Raw genomic sequence first — 14,563 nt, forward strand, 5'->3', positions numbered from 1 at the left:
GGAAATCCATTTCCGGGGTCTGATCCTTAATGGCAAAAGCCGATTTTTACGAAACGCTGGGTGTCGCCAAGACGGCGGACGAAAAAGAGCTGAAGAGCGCTTTCCGCAAACTGGCCATGAAGTACCATCCGGATAAGAATCCCGATGATCACAACGCCGAGCACAAGTTCAAGGAAATCAACGAAGCCTACGAGACGCTGAAGGACCCGCAGAAGCGCGCGGCCTATGACCGCTACGGTCACGCGGCCTTCGAGCATGGCGGCATGGGCGGCGGCGGTGGTTTTGCCGGCGGCGGTTTCTCCGATATTTTCGAGGACATCTTCGGCGAGATGATGGGCGGCGGCCGCCAGCGGCAGCGCTCGTCCGGTGGTCGCGAACGCGGCGCCGACCTTCGCTACAACATGGAAATTTCGCTGGAGGAATCCTTCTCCGGCAAGACCGCGCAGATCCGCGTCCCGACCTCGATCACCTGCGACGTCTGTTCCGGTTCGGGCGCCAAGCCCGGCACGCAGCCGAAGACTTGCGGAACCTGTCAGGGTTCCGGTCGTGTTCGCGCCGCGCAAGGCTTCTTCTCGATCGAGCGTACCTGCCCGACCTGCCACGGCCGCGGCCAGATCATTCCCGATCCCTGCACCAAGTGCCACGGCCAGGGCCGCGTCACCGAAGAGCGTTCGCTCTCGGTGAACATTCCCTCGGGTATCGAGGACGGCACGCGCATTCGTCTTCAGGGCGAGGGCGAGGCCGGTACGCGCGGCGGCCCATCAGGCGATCTCTACATCTTCCTGTCGGTCAAGCCGCATGAGTTCTATCAGCGCGACGGGGCGGACCTCTACTGCACCATCCCGATCTCGATGACGACGGCGGCGCTCGGCGGCACCTTCGATGTGGCGACGCTCGACGGCACCAAGTCGCGGGTGACGGTGCCCGAGGGCACGCAGGCCGGCAAGCAGTTCCGCCTGAAGAGCAAGGGCATGCCGGTGCTGCGCTCCTCGCAGACGGGGGATCTCTATATCCAGATCCAGATCGAGACACCGCAGAAGCTCACCAAGCGCCAGCGCGAACTGCTGCAGGAGTTCGAATCTCTCTCGTCCAAGGAAAACAATCCGGAATCCACCGGCTTCTTCGCCCGGATGAAGGAATTCTTCGAAGGCTGATCAAGCCTTCATGCGTTTATCAAGGCCCGGTTGTTTCAGCCGGGCTTTTCTATTTGTCAAATTATTTGATAAACGCGAGTTTGATTGTCGATTGCACTCGACTTTTGTATTTTTAGCTTCTTTACTACCGAACAGTAAATGTCGCGATAGCCTCTTATAGGAGGCTAGACTTGTATCCCTGATTGGTCAGCCAGCGCCGAGGTCCCATTGGAACGTCGTCTCGCAGCTATTCTCGCAGCAGATATCGTCGGCTACAGCCGGTTGATGGGTTCAGACGAACAGGGGACGCTGAATGCGGTCAAGCTTTGCCGCGCGCAGCTTGTCGACCCTGTCATCACGCGCTGCAGGGGCCGCATCGTCAAGTTGACCGGCGACGGCATGCTCATCGAATTCTCAAGCATCGTCAATGCCGTGGCCTGCGCCAGCGAGATCCAGGAGGCCATGGCCGAGCGCAACCGTGCGGTCCAATCTGATCAACGGATCGATTTTCGCATTGGCATCCATCTCGGCGACGTGCTGGTCGAGGACGGCGATATCTTCGGCGACGGGGTGAATGTCGCGGCCCGGCTGGAAGCGATTGCAGAACCCGGCGGGATCGCCTTGTCCGCGACGGCGAGGGATCACGTCGGCACCAGGCTGAACCTGTCTTTCGAGGACCGCGGCGAACACCGGCTGAAAAACATCGAGCGCCCCGTCAAGGTCTACGCCATCTCGCCACGCCGCGGACTGCCGCTGAAGGTCAATGAGGCGGCCTTGGCTGCCGCCAGGGAAAAGCACAAGCAACTGGTCGCCGTCCTGCCCTTCACGAACATGAGCGGCGATCCGGAGCAGGAGTATTTTTCCGACGGCATCACGGAAGACATCATCACCGATCTCTCCAAGATATCGAACCTCTACGTCGTTGCCCGCAACACCGCCTTCACCTACAAGGGAAAATCCGTCCAGGTGAAGCAGGTGGCCTCCGAGCTCGGCGTCAATTTCGTGTTGCAGGGCAGCGTGCGCAAGGCCGGTCAGCGCGTGCGCATCACCGGGCAGCTGATCGACGCGCGCAATGGCGCGCATCTGTGGGCCGACCGCTTCGACCGCGATCTGACCGACATCTTCGCCATCCAGGACGAGATCACCCACGCAATCGTCGACCAGCTGAAGATCAAGCTGCTGCCGGAAGAAAAGCGGGCGATTGCCAACGATCCGACCAACAATGTCGAGGCCTACACCTACTATCTCAGGGGACGGCAGTTCTCGCACACATGGACCCGTCATTACCTGCTGATGGCGCGACGGATGTTCTCGACGGCGGTTGCACTTGATCCGGATTACGCGCGCGCCTATGCCGGCATAGCGGACTGTGAATCCGCTCTCAGGGACTGGCATGCGGGCGAATACACGCTGGAAGGCATCCTCAGCCTGACCGCAAAGGCGCTGGCGCTGGATCCGAACCTCGCCGAAGCGCACGCATCGCGTGGTCTGGCGCTGCATCAGGACGGTCGCGACGTGGAGGCGCTGGCGGAGTTCGAAAAGGCTCTGAAGCTCGAGCCCGATCTTTACGAGGTGAACTTTCACTACGCGCGCTTCCTCTTCATGCAGGGCAAGTTCGAGAAGGCGATCACCTTCTTCACCCGCGCCTCCGAAATTCGCCCCGACGATTACCTGTCGCCGATCCACCTGATGAGCGCCTGCCGCTCACTCGGGCTGCAGGCGGAGCGGGAACGTTGGGCGAGCATCGGCATAGAGCGCGCCGAGCGCGCTCTGGAGGATCATCCGGAGAACGCCGGGCCGGCCCACCGCGGCGCGCTGGCGCTTGCGCATATGGGCGAAAGCGAACGCGCCAAGGAATGGCTGAAGCGCGCCCAGGCGATCGATCCGGATGACATCGTCGCGCAGTACAACATCGCCTGCGTCTACGCGCTTCTCGACGAGCGCGAGACGGCCCTCGACCTGCTCGAGGCACTGTTGCCGCAGTCCTCATGCTACCAGATCCTCTGGTTCAAGCACGATTCGGACCTCGATTCGGTGCGCGACCATCCGCGTTTCCAGGCGATGCTCGACGCGATCGAGGCCTGCTCCTTCCCGCAGGAGGGCTACCGAGTGGCCTCGGAGTAGCGATCTGTTCCAAAATGAAACTGGGCGAGACGGCGTTGTGTCTTATGTTAACGCAGGTCTCTGAACGCGCTTTTCAGCCGCGCGTCTTGTTGCCACTATGCTCGCAGGGGAATTTCAAACAAAGGGCAACTCCATGACGGTAGCCGCCGCCTTATCCATGCAGTCGGATGATACCGACGTACTCGCAGGTGCACTCTATTCCTGGTGCGCGGAACGCAACATCAAGCTTCGCAGCCAGCAGGGCCTGTCGATCGCAAGCATAGCGATCGATCTCTACCATGCCGGCCATCACACGCAGGATGCGCTTCTCGTCGCGCTCCACGAACGCGACCTTCACTAGTTTCTGGCACTAACCCCTTGGGAAACGGTTCTTGCCGCCGGGGTCTCCGGCGGTTCAGGCGTAGCTGTCGCCGTTGATCAAGGTCAGGATCGTCTTGACCGCCTGCTTGCCGGCAGTGGATTGCATGCGGTCGTAGTGGACCGCAAGTTCGTAGGCTTCTGCACTGAGCCCCGGGCGCGACTTGGTCTCGACGCCCTCGAAAAGAGCAGAAATATCGACATCGAGAAACACCGCGATCTGGTGCAGCTTGCTTGCCGATACCCGGTTCGTGCCCTTCTCGTATTTCTGGATTTGCTGGAAGGTCAGACCCAGCGCTTCGCCCAATTCCAGCTGTGAAATCTTTCGCTGCGCCCGAAGCGCTCTAACATTTTGTCCGACAATAATATCGACCGGATCTGGCACGTGAGTGTTCCCTTATTAGCGAGTAAATCGCGCCTTGTACTATGGCGACGTTTTGAAATATCGCAATCCGGAAGTTGAAAATTTCAACCAGGTTTTCCCTCTTCAGCGACAGCAATGGCGCGTCGATATACGCTTATAGACTTTAAGATGCAAAAACTTTACATACTACCATCTCGAAGATGCGGCGGTTTTACTCGGATTTGCCATCGTCTTCTCCACCAATATGCGATCCTTCCGAAGAGGGCGGGAAAGGCGGGCTTGACCGCCTCTCGCACGGCGCCTATTTTAGAATAATTCTAAAAGAGGTTCCCATGTTGAGTCGCATTTTCCGGTCGTCGAAACGGTCCTTCGATAGCTTGTCGGAGCAGGAAATCCTGGCTTTGGCGATCAGCTCCGAAGAGGACGACGCCCGCATCTATCTTTCCTATGCCGAAATGCTCCGTCCCCAGTCTCCCGCCTCCGCCAAAGTGTTCGAGGATATGGCGGAGGTCGAGGATACCCATCGCAAATCCCTGATCGCGATCTACCGCGAACGATTTGGCGAGCGCATTACGCTCATCCGTCGCGAACATGTGAGGGGCTTCTACGAGCGCAAGCCCGATTGGCTGCGGCGCAATCTCTCGCTGGAGAAGATCCGCAACGAGGCGGAGGCGATGGAGCAGCAGGCCTATCGCTTCTATGTGGAGGCCACCAAGCGCGTTTCCGATGCCAAGACGCGCCAGTTGCTCGGCGATCTCGCGCTTGCCGAGCAGGGGCACGAAGATATCACCCGCATGCTCAGCGAAAAGCACGTGCCCGCCGATGTCAGAGGTGAGGAGGACGTGGCCGTTCGGCGGCAGTTCGTGCTGACCTATGTGCAGCCCGGTCTTGCCGGACTGATGGACGGATCGGTGTCGACGCTGGCCCCGATCTTTGCCGCGGCATTCGCCACGCAGGACACCTGGCAGACGTTTCTGGTCGGCATGTCCGCGTCGGTCGGCGCCGGCATCTCAATGGGCTTCACCGAAGCCGCGCATGATGACGGCAAGATCTCCGGGCGCGGGTCGCCGATCAAGCGTGGCCTGTCGTGCGGTATCATGACCGCGCTCGGCGGTCTTGGACACACGCTGCCCTATCTCATCCCGAATTTCTGGACGGCGACGACGACAGCCGTGATCATCGCGATCTTCGAACTGTGGGCGATCGCGTTCATCCAGAACCGCTTCATGGAGACGCCTTTTCTCCGGGCGGCGCTGCAGGTCGTGGTCGGCGGTGGACTGGTTCTCGGCGCCGGTATTCTGATCGGCAACAGCTGACCAATAAAAAAGGCCGGCTTCGAGCCGGCCTTTTTGAATTCGCAATGTGCCGTAGCTTACTTCAGGGCGCCGACCAGGACGTCGCGGCCGTTCTCGATGGTCACCCAGCGACCGGCATTGGCGCTCGACTGGCGCTTGATGAACGAGTAGGGCGTGTCGAACCACGGCTTGACCGTGGAGGCCAGGTTGTCGAGCACGAAGTCGCCCTTGGTGGTGCGCAGCGTCAGGATCGCGTGGCCTTCGCCATCCGGCTTGCGGACGACGGTCATCAGAAGGTTGGCAGCCGAGAAGCCGCGCTGGATCAGGATACGGCGCTTCAGTAGCGCGAAATCCTCGCAATCGCCGGCGGTGGTCGGGTAGGCCCAGACTTCGTCCTTGCCGTAGATTTCCTTGTCGGTCATCGGGATGATGGTGGTGTTGACCTTGGTGTTGACGGCGCGGACGATCGCCCACTTGTCATCAGTCATATCGGCGACTGCCGAGTTACGGTTAGGGCCGCACTCTTCGCGATGCGTCTGACAGAATTCGTAATGGCCGATCGGCTGGGACGTGGGGGCACCCGTCACCATGGAGAAATTGCTTGTGGGGGCCGGTATCGCGGCCGTCGACATCGCACACATGGCCATCATGGCCACCAGGAAACCCTTGATCCGCACGCCCGATATTCCTTGCATCGCCCCTGAATTCTTAACAAAAAGTTAATTGAGGGACGTGCGGAGAGTCAATCGCTACTTCTGGGGAGGGGGTGAAAGCGCTGGATATGGTTAAAATACGTTAGGATTTGACACATCGCCACCGGCCTGCCGCAGCTGGCCGCTGCGGCAATATTCATTCAAGTATCTAATATTACTAAAGATATTGCGAAGTCGAGGCTCGGAGCCGGGCCTGCGGCGATCAGCCCGCCATTTCCTTAACGGCAAATAGCATGCGTTCTATGTCCTGTGGACGGGACAGGCGGTGATCCCCATCACGGATGAAGGTCAGCACGACGTCGTCGGCGGGCAGATGCTCGACGAGCTTCATCGCATGTTGAAAGGGGACATCCGGATCCTTCATTCCCTGCAGGATGTGAACCGGGCATCCGACCTCGATAATGCCTGTCAGTACCTGGTTTTCGCGCCCGTCTTCGATCAGCGCCCGGGTGTAGATATTGGGCTCCGGGCTGTATTCGGAGCGCTCTTCGAAGAAGCCGCGCTCGGCAAGCGAGGCCTTTTCCTTCTTCGTGAGGTTCGGCTCGATGAGATCGGAGGTGAAGTCCGGGGCGGGCGCGATCAGCACCATGCCCTGAAGCTTCGGCGCATCGGCGCGCTTGGCGAATTCCTGGGCGAGCCGCAGCGCGATCCAGCCGCCCATGGACGAACCGACCAGAATGACGCGCTCAGGCTTGGTGTGCGCGACGACGCCGAGCGCCTCTTCCAGCCAGCGCGAAATGGTGCCGTCGGTGAATGCGCCTTTCGACACGCCGTGTCCGGAATAGTCGAAACGGATGCACGACAGTCCGCTCTCGGCGGCGAGTCGGTCGAGTTCGATCGCCTTCGTGCCTTCCATGTCGGAGCGATATCCGGACAGCCAGACGAGAGCCGGGCCGTTATTGCCTTCCTGCGCCGGACGCACCACATAGGCGATATCGCGGGCAGCGGCGCCTTCGCCAACGGCCAGAAATTGCGGTTCGGAGGCGGAAATGGCGTCGGACATGCGAAAACTCCTTCGTTTCGGCCTATAAAACAGATTCTTGACAGGCTGACAGCGGGTGATTTTTCCGCTAAAGCGTGCTAATGACTTGGTTGCAGCGATGGCGAAACTCGGTCGTCTTCCTTATATAGAGGCGATCCGCTGCAGCAATCCGAAACAACGCGAGGAGAGTACGACCATTCGCAGACCTTTCAAGAACGACGCGCCCGTAAAGGAAGGGCCGCGCTCGAACAGGGAAATTCGCATTCCCAAAATTCAGCTCATCGATGCTGAAGGACAGAACCTAGGCGTCGTTGCGACGGACCAGGCGCTGAAGATGGCTGAGGAAGCCGGCCTCGACCTGGTGGAGATTTCCCCCAACGCCGAACCGCCTGTGTGCAAGATCCTCGATCTGGGCAAGCTGAAATACGCCAACCAGAAGAAGGCCGCCGAGGCGCGCAAGAAGCAGAAGATTGTCGAAGTCAAAGAAATCAAGATGCGCCCGAATATCGACACCCATGACTATGAGGTGAAGATGAAGGCGATGGGTCGTTTCTTCGAAGAAGGCGACAAGGTCAAGGTGACGCTGAAGTTCCGCGGCCGCGAAATGGCCCACCAGGAACTCGGCATGAAGCTTTTGCAGCAGGTCAAGGCCGACACCCTGGAATATGCCAAGGTCGAAGCCGAGCCCAAGCTCGAAGGCCGCCAGATGATGATGGTCCTCGCACCGAAATAAGATGTCGTAACAGGGCGCATCGCCGCCGTTCGTATCAAAGCCGTCCGAAAGGGCGGCTTTTGTATTTCTGGGTTGTCCCGTCAATCTGACAGGATGCTGACATCGGCGCTCAAGGCCTTGTCAGTCGGCCTTTGCCATTCTCTCCGCATCGAAACGACAGAGGAGGCAAGTCATGACAATCAAGATTCGCAATATGGCGTTCGCATCGGTTGCCGCATTGGCGCTAACCGCGGCGATGCCGGTCGTTCAATCGTTCGGCCCGCTTTCGATGACGACGGCTGCTCTGGCCCGGGGCGGCCACGACGATGGTGGTTCTTCAAGCAGCAGCGGCGGCGGTAGCTCTGGTCGAAGCGGCGGCAATGATCATGGCAGCGACGACCATGGTGGTCGCAGTGGCGGTCATGACGACGACGGCAATGATGACCACGGCGGTCGGCGCGGCGATCGCTCCTCTGACGATGGCGCTTCTCACGACGTCGGCGACGACAATCCCGGAAACCATAGCGGGCGAGGAGACCGTGGTCGGTCCGACCGACCGCGGACTGTCCTGACGGTTTCCGACGCCAGCCTGCGCGGTCTGCTGAACGGATCGCTGGTGGCTCGCGATCAGCTCGGCCGTCTGCTGGAAGTCGAGGTCGAGCGCGAACATGGAGCACGCCTTATCAAGGCCCAGGTCCACCGGTCGGATGCTCGCCGCAATCCTGGAGCAATCACCAGTGTCCAGATCGTCCCCGCTGCCGCGCAGTAAAACGTGCGACAGATCTTCCGACCGCCTCGGAAGAAAGAGGCTCCGTCGCCATGCGACGGGGTCTCTTGGTCTGGCGACCTTGCCTCGCCGCAGTGAAGCGTACAATCTAGCTGCTGGCCCTTCATCGCCGGAACGACCATGCACCCCAAACGCCGCTCGCTTCTATCTCTTTTGTTATTGACCTGCTGGCTGGCGGCGGCCGGCACCCTCGCGGTGCGTGATGCATCCGCCAAGGACGGAGGCAGCAACAGCGGGTCCGGCAGCTCGGGCAGCGGCGCCTCTGGTTCCGGTTCGTCCGGATCGAATTCCGGAAGTTCCGGCTCCGGAAGCGATAACAGCGGCCATGGCGGCGGCGATGATCACGGAGGTGGTCACGGCGGTGACGACGGTGATGATGGCGACGACGACAGCGGCAGCGGCAATCAGGGGCATGGTTCGGATTACGATCGCGCCAGGGATGCAGTCCGAGACGGCAAGGTGCTGCCCCTGAAGGCGATCCTGAAAAACATCGGCATGCGACGCTATGGCCGCGTCATCGACGTTCGGCTGCAGCGGTCGATGGTCAGCGATACCTATCAGTTGAAAGTCAGGGACGGCGCCGGAACCATCAGAACCCTGCGCATCAACGCCCGTAACGGCACGTTGCTTGGAGGATCCTGATCGATGCGGATCTTGCTGGGGGAGGACGACGCCAACATTTCCAGTCATGTGGTCGAGGCACTCGAGCGCGAGGGCTACCGCATCGACGTTCTCGCGACCGGGCCGCAGGTCTGGGAAGAGGGCGAGACCGGTGACTTCGCCGCGATCATCCTCGATCTCGGCTTGCCAGGCATGGACGGACTGTCGATCCTGAAGCGATGGCGCATGGCCGGCATCAATACACCTGTCCTGGTGCTGACGGCTCGCGGCTCATGGATGGAGCGCGTCGATGGCTTCGATGCCGGCGCCGACGACTATCTGCCGAAGCCGTTTCGCACCGAGGAATTGATCGCGCGTCTGCGCGCCTTGTTGCGGCGCTCGGGTGTCGGCCACTCACGCGTCAAATCCGCCGATCGCTTCACACTGGATGAAAACGCCCGCCGGGTGACATTCGACGGCAGGGAGTTGGACCTCAGCCCGCTGGAATATCGGATGCTGGCGCTTTTCATCGCAAGACCGGGCGCGGTGCTCACCGCGGCTGAACTTGCGAGCCAGGTTCAGGGCCGGGACGACGACGCCGCCAAGAATGCCGTCGAGGCCATGGTGGCGCGGCTGAGAAAGAAGACCGACAGCGACGCGATCGAGACGCGTCGCGGCTTCGGCTAGTTGCTGCCGGAGCGGCGCGGCGCATGATGGGGTCGCTGCGATTTCGCCTTGCCGTCGGTGCGCTGGTCGCCATTGGCGTTGCATTGACGATCGTCTGGTTCGTGCTCAGTCATCTGTTCACCGATTATCTCGCCGACCAGTATTCCTATGAGATGACGGGCGTCATGGATTCTCTCGCCGCACGCCTCACGGTCGAAGATGGTCGGCTCGCGCTGACGGGTGAACTGACCGACACCCGCTTCGACCTGCCGACCGGCGGTCGCTACTGGCAGATCTCTCCGAGCGACGGCGGCAGCCCCTTGCGCTCGCGCTCGCTGTGGGATGAGGAGATTGCCGCCGGCGATCTGTCTGCCGATCTCTATTGCGGCTTCCGCCAGACGGATGGCCCCGACGGCCTGCCGGTTCTTGTTTCCGAAAGGCGGATGAGCCTCGGGGAGGGCGCTGCCCGCAAGGACTTCACGGTCTATACGGGTTTCTCCAAGGCCGAGATGGAGACCGTGCTTGAAAGCTATCACCGGCCGCTGCGGTTGATGCTGCTATCGATCGGCGGGATCTTGCTTCTGGCTGCCTTTCTGCAGGGGTGGATTGGCCTTCGCCCGCTCGCGCGGCTCCGTGACAGCGTTGCCGATATCCGCGCTGGCCGCCTCGCCAATATCGGCTGGAGCGGACCAAGCGAGGTGACGCCGCTGGTGCGCGAGATCAACCTCTTGCTGACCGAGCGGGAAACAGCGGTGGAGCGGGCGCGGGCGCGGGCAAGCGATTTGGCGCATGGGCTGAAGACACCGCTGACGGTTCTGTCGCATCTCGCCGAGAGCCTGCCGGCGGAAAAGCGCGATACCGCCTTGCAGCAGATAGAACTCGTGCGCCAGCGCTCCGATCGCCAGTTACAGGCCGCCCGCATGGGCGTCGAACAGATGGCGACGACGTCGCTGCTCGGCATATCGGGAAAACTGGTCAATGTCCTGCAGGCTTTCACCTCGGGAAAGGGCATCGATTGGTATGTCGACATCGATCCGGCGCTGACCATCCAGGCTGATCCCGCTGATATCGCGGAGGCGCTGGGCAATGTGCTCGACAATGCCGTACGCTTTGCCCGCTCACGAATAGAACTCAGCGCCCGTCACGACGAACGTCATGTCGTGGTGATAGTCTCCGACGATGGACCCGGCGCGGGCTCCGAGAGCTACGACCGGATGCTGAAGCGCGGTGGCACCATCGACGACGAGACCTCGGGCTCCGGGCTCGGGCTTGCAATCTCGGCCGATATCGTCGAAGCCTACGGCGGCAAGCTCGATCTCCTGGCATCGAAACTGGGTGGGTTGATGGTGAAAATGACCTTGCCCGCCAGCGAGGGTGCCTCCTGATTTCGGGGCACGGAAGATTCCTCGCCTCGCCCCGTTGCACTTTTATGACGTCGCGGTTATAAGCGCGCGTCCGAACTGACCGGCAGGGCATGCCGTGGCAGTTTCGAATGCTTGCGGAACGGTTCGTCACCGGAGCCGCAGATCAACAACAAACGCTCCCGCACTTGTTGCGACTCCAGGGAAACCGGGCATCGCGAGAAGGCTTCTTTGAGGCACGCCTCTTTAAAGGCAAGTGGGGGGATCAGAAACGGAGTAGCAAAATGCCCAAGATGAAGACGAAGTCTGCTGCCAAGAAGCGGTTCAAGATCACCGCGACCGGCAAGGTCAAGGCTGCAGCTGCTGGCAAGCGCCATGGCATGATCAAGCGTTCCAACAAGTTCATTCGCGATGCACGTGGCACCATGGTTCTCGCTGAACCGGATGGCCGCAAGGTCGTGAAGAACTACCTGCCGAACGGTCTCTAAGACTATTCCGCGAACGTATAGATTAAGGAGATCATGAAATGGCACGTGTAAAAAGAGGCGTAACGTCTCACGCCAAGCATAAGAAGGTTTTGAAGGCCGCTAAGGGCTTCTACGGTCGTCGCAAGAACACCATCCGCGCCGCTAAGGCCGCTGTTGATCGTTCGAAGCAGTACGCCTACCGCGACCGCAAGGTCAACAAGCGCAACTTCCGCGCTCTCTGGATCCAGCGTATCAACGCTGCTGTCCGCGAATTCGGTCTGACCTACGGCCGCTTCATCGATGGCCTGAACAAGGCTGGCATCGAAGTTGACCGTAAGGTTCTATCCGACATGGCAATCCATGAGCCGGAAGCATTCGGTGCACTCGTTGCAGCCTCCAAGAAGGCTCTCGAGTACCTGAAGGACGCTGGTACGAAGAACGAGTTTGAAGCAGCCGTCAACTAAGCCGGCGCTATCAAAGCTTTTGCTTCGATGATTTTGAACCCGCGCTGGCAAGGCTTGCGCGGGTTCTTTCGTTTTAGTCAGGAGAAGGCATCGAGAAGGCGTGGCGAACGACCTCGAAAATCTGACGGCGAAAGCCGGGCTGAAGGAAGCGGACGTGCCGGTCCTGCTTGCCGCCCTGCTGAACAGCTCGCGGCGCGTCGAGCGCGTGGCGCTGTCGAACGGTGCCGTCTGGATCAAGCGCTATGGCACCGAGCGCGCATCGCGCTGGGTCAGCCTGCAGCGCATGCTGGCCAATCTGATCAAGGCGCCATTTCTCCGTCCGTCACCGCTTCTTGGCGATGAGGGCATGGCGGCGCGCGAGATGCGCCGTGTCGCGCAGTTTTCCGCGCAAGGCGTTCCGACGGCGCGCGTCCTCTATTCTTCCGGCGCGGCCATCGTGTTCAGCGATGTCGGCAAGACCGTCGACCAGTACCTCAACGCTGCGAAGCCCGATGCCGCTGCTCACGACGCGCTGCTGGTGCGCTGCGCCGCCGAGCTCGGAGAGCTGCACGCGAAACGGCTTTGCCACGGCCGCCCTTATCCGAGAGACATGTTTCTTGCGGATGGCCGCATCGGCTTCATGGATTTCGAGGAGGAGCCCGATACCGTCATGCCGTTGGAAGTCGCCCAGGCGCGTGACATCTGGCTGCTGTTTCTTCAGGTTGCCACCCGCGCGCAGCTTGGGCGGCAGACGCATGACAGGGCCTACGAGGCCTGGGCGGACGCCGCTCCGCCCGAAGCGATTGCCGAACTGCGCAAGCTTACCGGATTCCTGGGCGGCTTTTTATCCGCTGCCCGGTTGATTGGCCGCGTGCACATGGGTAGTGATCTGCGACGTTTCATCGTGGCGACCAGCTATCTGAAGCATGTTTTCGTGAATTATCGACAAGACTGACGCCCTGTGAGGCAGGAAAAGATGACCGAACTCGAAACTCTGGAAAAGCAACTTCTGTCTGACGTGGCGGCCGCTGCCGACGAGCCGGCGATCGAAGCCGTGCGTGTCGGGGCACTCGGCAAGAAGGGTTCGGTCTCCGAACTCCTGAAGACGCTCGGGTCGATGACGCCGGAAGAGCGCCAGACGCGCGGCGCGGCGATCAACGCGCTGAAGAACGCTGTCAGCGACGCGATCACGGAACGCAAGGCGGAATTGAAGAAGGTCGCGATCGATGCGCGCCTGAAGGCCGAGACGGTCGACGTCAGCCTGCCGGTCCGCTCTTCGCCGGTCGAACGCGGCCGCATCCATCCGATCAGCCAGATCGTCGATGAGATCACCGCGATCTTCGGCGACATGGGCTTCTCGATCGCCGAGGGTCCGGATGTCGAGACCGATTACTACAATTTCACGGCGCTGAACTTCCCCGAGGGCCATCCGGCCCGCGAGATGCATGACACCTTCTTCTTCAATCCGGATGAGAACGGCGAGCGCAAGGTGCTGCGCACCCACACCTCGCCGGTGCAGATCCGCACCATGGAAGCGCAGAAGCCGCCGATCCGCATCATTATCCCCGGCAAGACCTATCGACAGGATAGCGACGCGACGCACTCGCCGATGTTCCATCAGGTCGAGGGCCTCGTCGTCGACAAGAAGGCCAATGTCGCCAATATCCGCTGGGTGCTGGAAGAGTTCTGCAAGACCTTCTTCGAGGTCGACAGCGTGACGATGCGCTTCCGTCCGTCCTTCTTCCCGTTCACCGAACCGTCGTTCGAGGTCGACATCCAGTGCGACCGCTCCGGCCCGATCGTCAAGTTCGGCGAAGGCACCGACTGGATGGAAATCTTGGGCTGCGGCATGGTGCACCCGAACGTGCTACGCGCCGGCGGTCTCGATCCCGATGAGTACCAGGGCTTTGCCTGGGGCATGGGCCTCGACCGCATCGCCATGCTGAAATACGGCATGCCCGACCTGCGCGACTTCTTCAACGCCGATGTCCGCTGGATGACCCATTACGGCTTCCGCCCGCTCGACATGCCGACGCTGTTCGGCGGTCTGAGCGCGTAACACAATGCCGACCTTGCTGATCTGGCACGGTTACAAATTCAGGTTCTACGCCTTGGATGTCGGCGAACCGCCACATGTCCATATCGTCAAGGACGGGAAGTCCCTGAAGGTCTGGTTGAAGAGTTTGGAAGTCGCGCAGAACAAAGGGTATAGTGACCAGGAAATCGGAAGGCTGCTTCAGGTGGCCTCCGAGCATCGCGAGGAATGGATAGGCGCTTGGAATGACTTCTTTGGCCTTTGAAACCGATGACATGCGACCAGTTCGGGCGTGGTGTGCCGATGGCGAGGTCCACGTGGCGCTCGCGGACGGCCGCGTCATTGCGACGCCGATCTGGTGGTATCCCTTCCTGTCGGAACTTGCCGATACCGAACTGAACGACATCGAGCTGATGTATGAGGGTATCTGGTGGACTGCCATCGACGAGGGTATTTCGGTGAAAAGCATGTTCCTGGGCATAAAGGCCCCCGGTGCCAAGGCTCCGGAAAAGGCTGCCTGATCG

General features: G+C 60.6%; 18 protein-coding genes. 15 read left to right on the forward strand and 3 right to left on the reverse strand.

The annotated features are described in order from the left end of the window. Window positions 1–29 precede the first annotated feature (29 nt). From dnaJ to ASE04_RS10815, 3 genes are all read left to right on the forward strand, one after another. Complete coding sequence (dnaJ, locus tag ASE04_RS10805) at window positions 30–1,154, forward strand: molecular chaperone DnaJ (RefSeq protein WP_056816418.1); 1,125 nt, start codon at window positions 30–32, stop codon at window positions 1,152–1,154. 207 nt (window positions 1,155–1,361) lie between these two features. Continuing rightward, window positions 1,362–3,257, forward strand: coding sequence for an adenylate/guanylate cyclase domain-containing protein (locus ASE04_RS10810; RefSeq protein ID WP_056816422.1), 1,896 nt, complete (start codon window positions 1,362–1,364; stop codon window positions 3,255–3,257). A gap of 133 nt (window positions 3,258–3,390) precedes the next feature. Then, window positions 3,391–3,597 (forward strand): hypothetical protein, encoded by a 207-nt coding sequence (locus ASE04_RS10815; RefSeq protein ID WP_056817635.1) that lies wholly within the window; start codon window positions 3,391–3,393, stop codon window positions 3,595–3,597. A 54-nt stretch (window positions 3,598–3,651) separates the two neighbouring features. On the opposite strand, the gene ASE04_RS10820 is transcribed toward ASE04_RS10815, so the two are convergent. Further along, on the reverse strand, window positions 3,652–3,999 hold the full coding sequence (locus tag ASE04_RS10820; RefSeq protein WP_056816427.1) for a helix-turn-helix domain-containing protein: 348 nt from the start codon (window positions 3,997–3,999) through the stop codon (window positions 3,652–3,654). Window positions 4,000–4,310: 311 nt separating this feature from the next. On the opposite strand from ASE04_RS10820, the gene mbfA reads away from it, so the two are divergent. After that, window positions 4,311–5,294, forward strand: coding sequence for an iron exporter MbfA (gene mbfA, locus ASE04_RS10825; RefSeq protein WP_056816430.1), 984 nt, complete (start codon window positions 4,311–4,313; stop codon window positions 5,292–5,294). A 56-nt stretch (window positions 5,295–5,350) separates the two neighbouring features. On the opposite strand, the gene ASE04_RS10830 is transcribed toward mbfA, so the two are convergent. Together ASE04_RS10830 and ASE04_RS10835 are read right to left on the reverse strand one after the other, a co-directional pair. After that, entirely contained in the window at window positions 5,351–5,950 is a 600-nt protein-coding gene (locus ASE04_RS10830; RefSeq protein WP_056816432.1) for a transglutaminase-like cysteine peptidase, read from the reverse strand. 238 nt (window positions 5,951–6,188) lie between these two features. Next, window positions 6,189–6,989 carry an alpha/beta hydrolase gene (locus ASE04_RS10835; protein WP_056816436.1) on the reverse strand — a complete coding sequence of 267 codons (801 nt, stop codon included), beginning with the start codon at window positions 6,987–6,989 and terminating at the stop codon, window positions 6,189–6,191. A gap of 175 nt (window positions 6,990–7,164) precedes the next feature. On the opposite strand from ASE04_RS10835, the gene infC reads away from it, so the two are divergent. The 11 genes from infC to ASE04_RS10890 all read left to right on the forward strand — a co-directional run bounded on the left by infC (window position 7,165) and on the right by ASE04_RS10890 (window position 14,560). After that, on the forward strand, window positions 7,165–7,701 hold the full coding sequence (gene infC, locus ASE04_RS10840) for a translation initiation factor IF-3 (protein ID WP_056817636.1): 537 nt from the start codon (window positions 7,165–7,167) through the stop codon (window positions 7,699–7,701). Window positions 7,702–7,873: 172 nt separating this feature from the next. Beyond that, complete coding sequence (locus ASE04_RS10845) at window positions 7,874–8,449, forward strand: hypothetical protein (protein WP_056816441.1); 576 nt, start codon at window positions 7,874–7,876, stop codon at window positions 8,447–8,449. Window positions 8,450–8,587: 138 nt separating this feature from the next. Then, window positions 8,588–9,109, forward strand: coding sequence for a PepSY domain-containing protein (locus ASE04_RS10850; RefSeq protein ID WP_056816444.1), 522 nt, complete (start codon window positions 8,588–8,590; stop codon window positions 9,107–9,109). 3 nt (window positions 9,110–9,112) lie between these two features. Next, the gene (locus ASE04_RS10855) at window positions 9,113–9,754 is read left to right on the forward strand and encodes a response regulator transcription factor (RefSeq protein ID WP_056816449.1); all 642 of its coding nucleotides are present in this window, start codon (window positions 9,113–9,115) and stop codon (window positions 9,752–9,754) included. A gap of 23 nt (window positions 9,755–9,777) precedes the next feature. After that, window positions 9,778–11,118, forward strand: coding sequence for an ATP-binding protein (locus tag ASE04_RS10860; RefSeq protein ID WP_056816452.1), 1,341 nt, complete (start codon window positions 9,778–9,780; stop codon window positions 11,116–11,118). Between the two features lie 260 nt (window positions 11,119–11,378). Continuing rightward, window positions 11,379–11,582 (forward strand): 50S ribosomal protein L35, encoded by a 204-nt coding sequence (gene rpmI, locus ASE04_RS10865; RefSeq protein ID WP_056816455.1) that lies wholly within the window; start codon window positions 11,379–11,381, stop codon window positions 11,580–11,582. Window positions 11,583–11,620: 38 nt separating this feature from the next. Next, a complete protein-coding gene (gene rplT, locus ASE04_RS10870; protein ID WP_056816458.1) occupies window positions 11,621–12,025 on the forward strand; it encodes a 50S ribosomal protein L20 in 405 nt (134 codons plus the stop codon). Window positions 12,026–12,125: 100 nt separating this feature from the next. Next, window positions 12,126–12,959 carry a serine/threonine protein phosphatase gene (locus tag ASE04_RS10875; protein WP_156408756.1) on the forward strand — a complete coding sequence of 278 codons (834 nt, stop codon included), beginning with the start codon at window positions 12,126–12,128 and terminating at the stop codon, window positions 12,957–12,959. A gap of 21 nt (window positions 12,960–12,980) precedes the next feature. Further along, entirely contained in the window at window positions 12,981–14,063 is a 1,083-nt protein-coding gene (pheS, locus tag ASE04_RS10880) for a phenylalanine--tRNA ligase subunit alpha (protein WP_056816460.1), read from the forward strand. A gap of 4 nt (window positions 14,064–14,067) precedes the next feature. Then, entirely contained in the window at window positions 14,068–14,304 is a 237-nt protein-coding gene (locus ASE04_RS10885; RefSeq protein WP_056816463.1) for a DUF4160 domain-containing protein, read from the forward strand. Beyond that, window positions 14,285–14,560, forward strand: a complete 276-nt coding sequence (locus tag ASE04_RS10890) for a DUF2442 domain-containing protein (RefSeq protein WP_244490384.1) — start codon at window positions 14,285–14,287, stop codon at window positions 14,558–14,560. The genes ASE04_RS10885 and ASE04_RS10890 overlap by 20 nt, the downstream gene beginning before the upstream one ends. Window positions 14,561–14,563: the final 3 nt, after the last annotated feature.

The organism is Rhizobium sp. Root708 (assembly GCF_001429725.1).
Lineage (GTDB): Bacteria > Pseudomonadota > Alphaproteobacteria > Rhizobiales > Rhizobiaceae > Rhizobium.

What these genes read in the sequence shown, in the direction of transcription:
- dnaJ (WP_056816418.1), top strand. Translation starts at nt 30, where the DNA reads ATGGCAAAAGCCGATTTTTACGAAACGCTGGGTGTCGCCAAGACGGCG.
- ASE04_RS10815 (WP_056817635.1), top strand. Translation starts at nt 3,391, where the DNA reads ATGACGGTAGCCGCCGCCTTATCCATGCAGTCGGATGATACCGACGTA.
- mbfA (WP_056816430.1), top strand. Translation starts at nt 4,311, where the DNA reads ATGTTGAGTCGCATTTTCCGGTCGTCGAAACGGTCCTTCGATAGCTTG.
- ASE04_RS10835 (WP_056816436.1), bottom strand. Translation starts at nt 6,989, where the DNA reads ATGTCCGACGCCATTTCCGCCTCCGAACCGCAATTTCTGGCCGTTGGC.
- ASE04_RS10845 (WP_056816441.1), top strand. Translation starts at nt 7,874, where the DNA reads ATGACAATCAAGATTCGCAATATGGCGTTCGCATCGGTTGCCGCATTG.
- ASE04_RS10850 (WP_056816444.1), top strand. Translation starts at nt 8,588, where the DNA reads ATGCACCCCAAACGCCGCTCGCTTCTATCTCTTTTGTTATTGACCTGC.
- ASE04_RS10855 (WP_056816449.1), top strand. Translation starts at nt 9,113, where the DNA reads ATGCGGATCTTGCTGGGGGAGGACGACGCCAACATTTCCAGTCATGTG.
- ASE04_RS10860 (WP_056816452.1), top strand. Translation starts at nt 9,778, where the DNA reads ATGATGGGGTCGCTGCGATTTCGCCTTGCCGTCGGTGCGCTGGTCGCC.
- rpmI (WP_056816455.1), top strand. Translation starts at nt 11,379, where the DNA reads ATGCCCAAGATGAAGACGAAGTCTGCTGCCAAGAAGCGGTTCAAGATC.
- rplT (WP_056816458.1), top strand. Translation starts at nt 11,621, where the DNA reads ATGGCACGTGTAAAAAGAGGCGTAACGTCTCACGCCAAGCATAAGAAG.
- pheS (WP_056816460.1), top strand. Translation starts at nt 12,981, where the DNA reads ATGACCGAACTCGAAACTCTGGAAAAGCAACTTCTGTCTGACGTGGCG.
- ASE04_RS10885 (WP_056816463.1), top strand. Translation starts at nt 14,068, where the DNA reads ATGCCGACCTTGCTGATCTGGCACGGTTACAAATTCAGGTTCTACGCC.
- ASE04_RS10890 (WP_244490384.1), top strand. Translation starts at nt 14,285, where the DNA reads ATGACTTCTTTGGCCTTTGAAACCGATGACATGCGACCAGTTCGGGCG.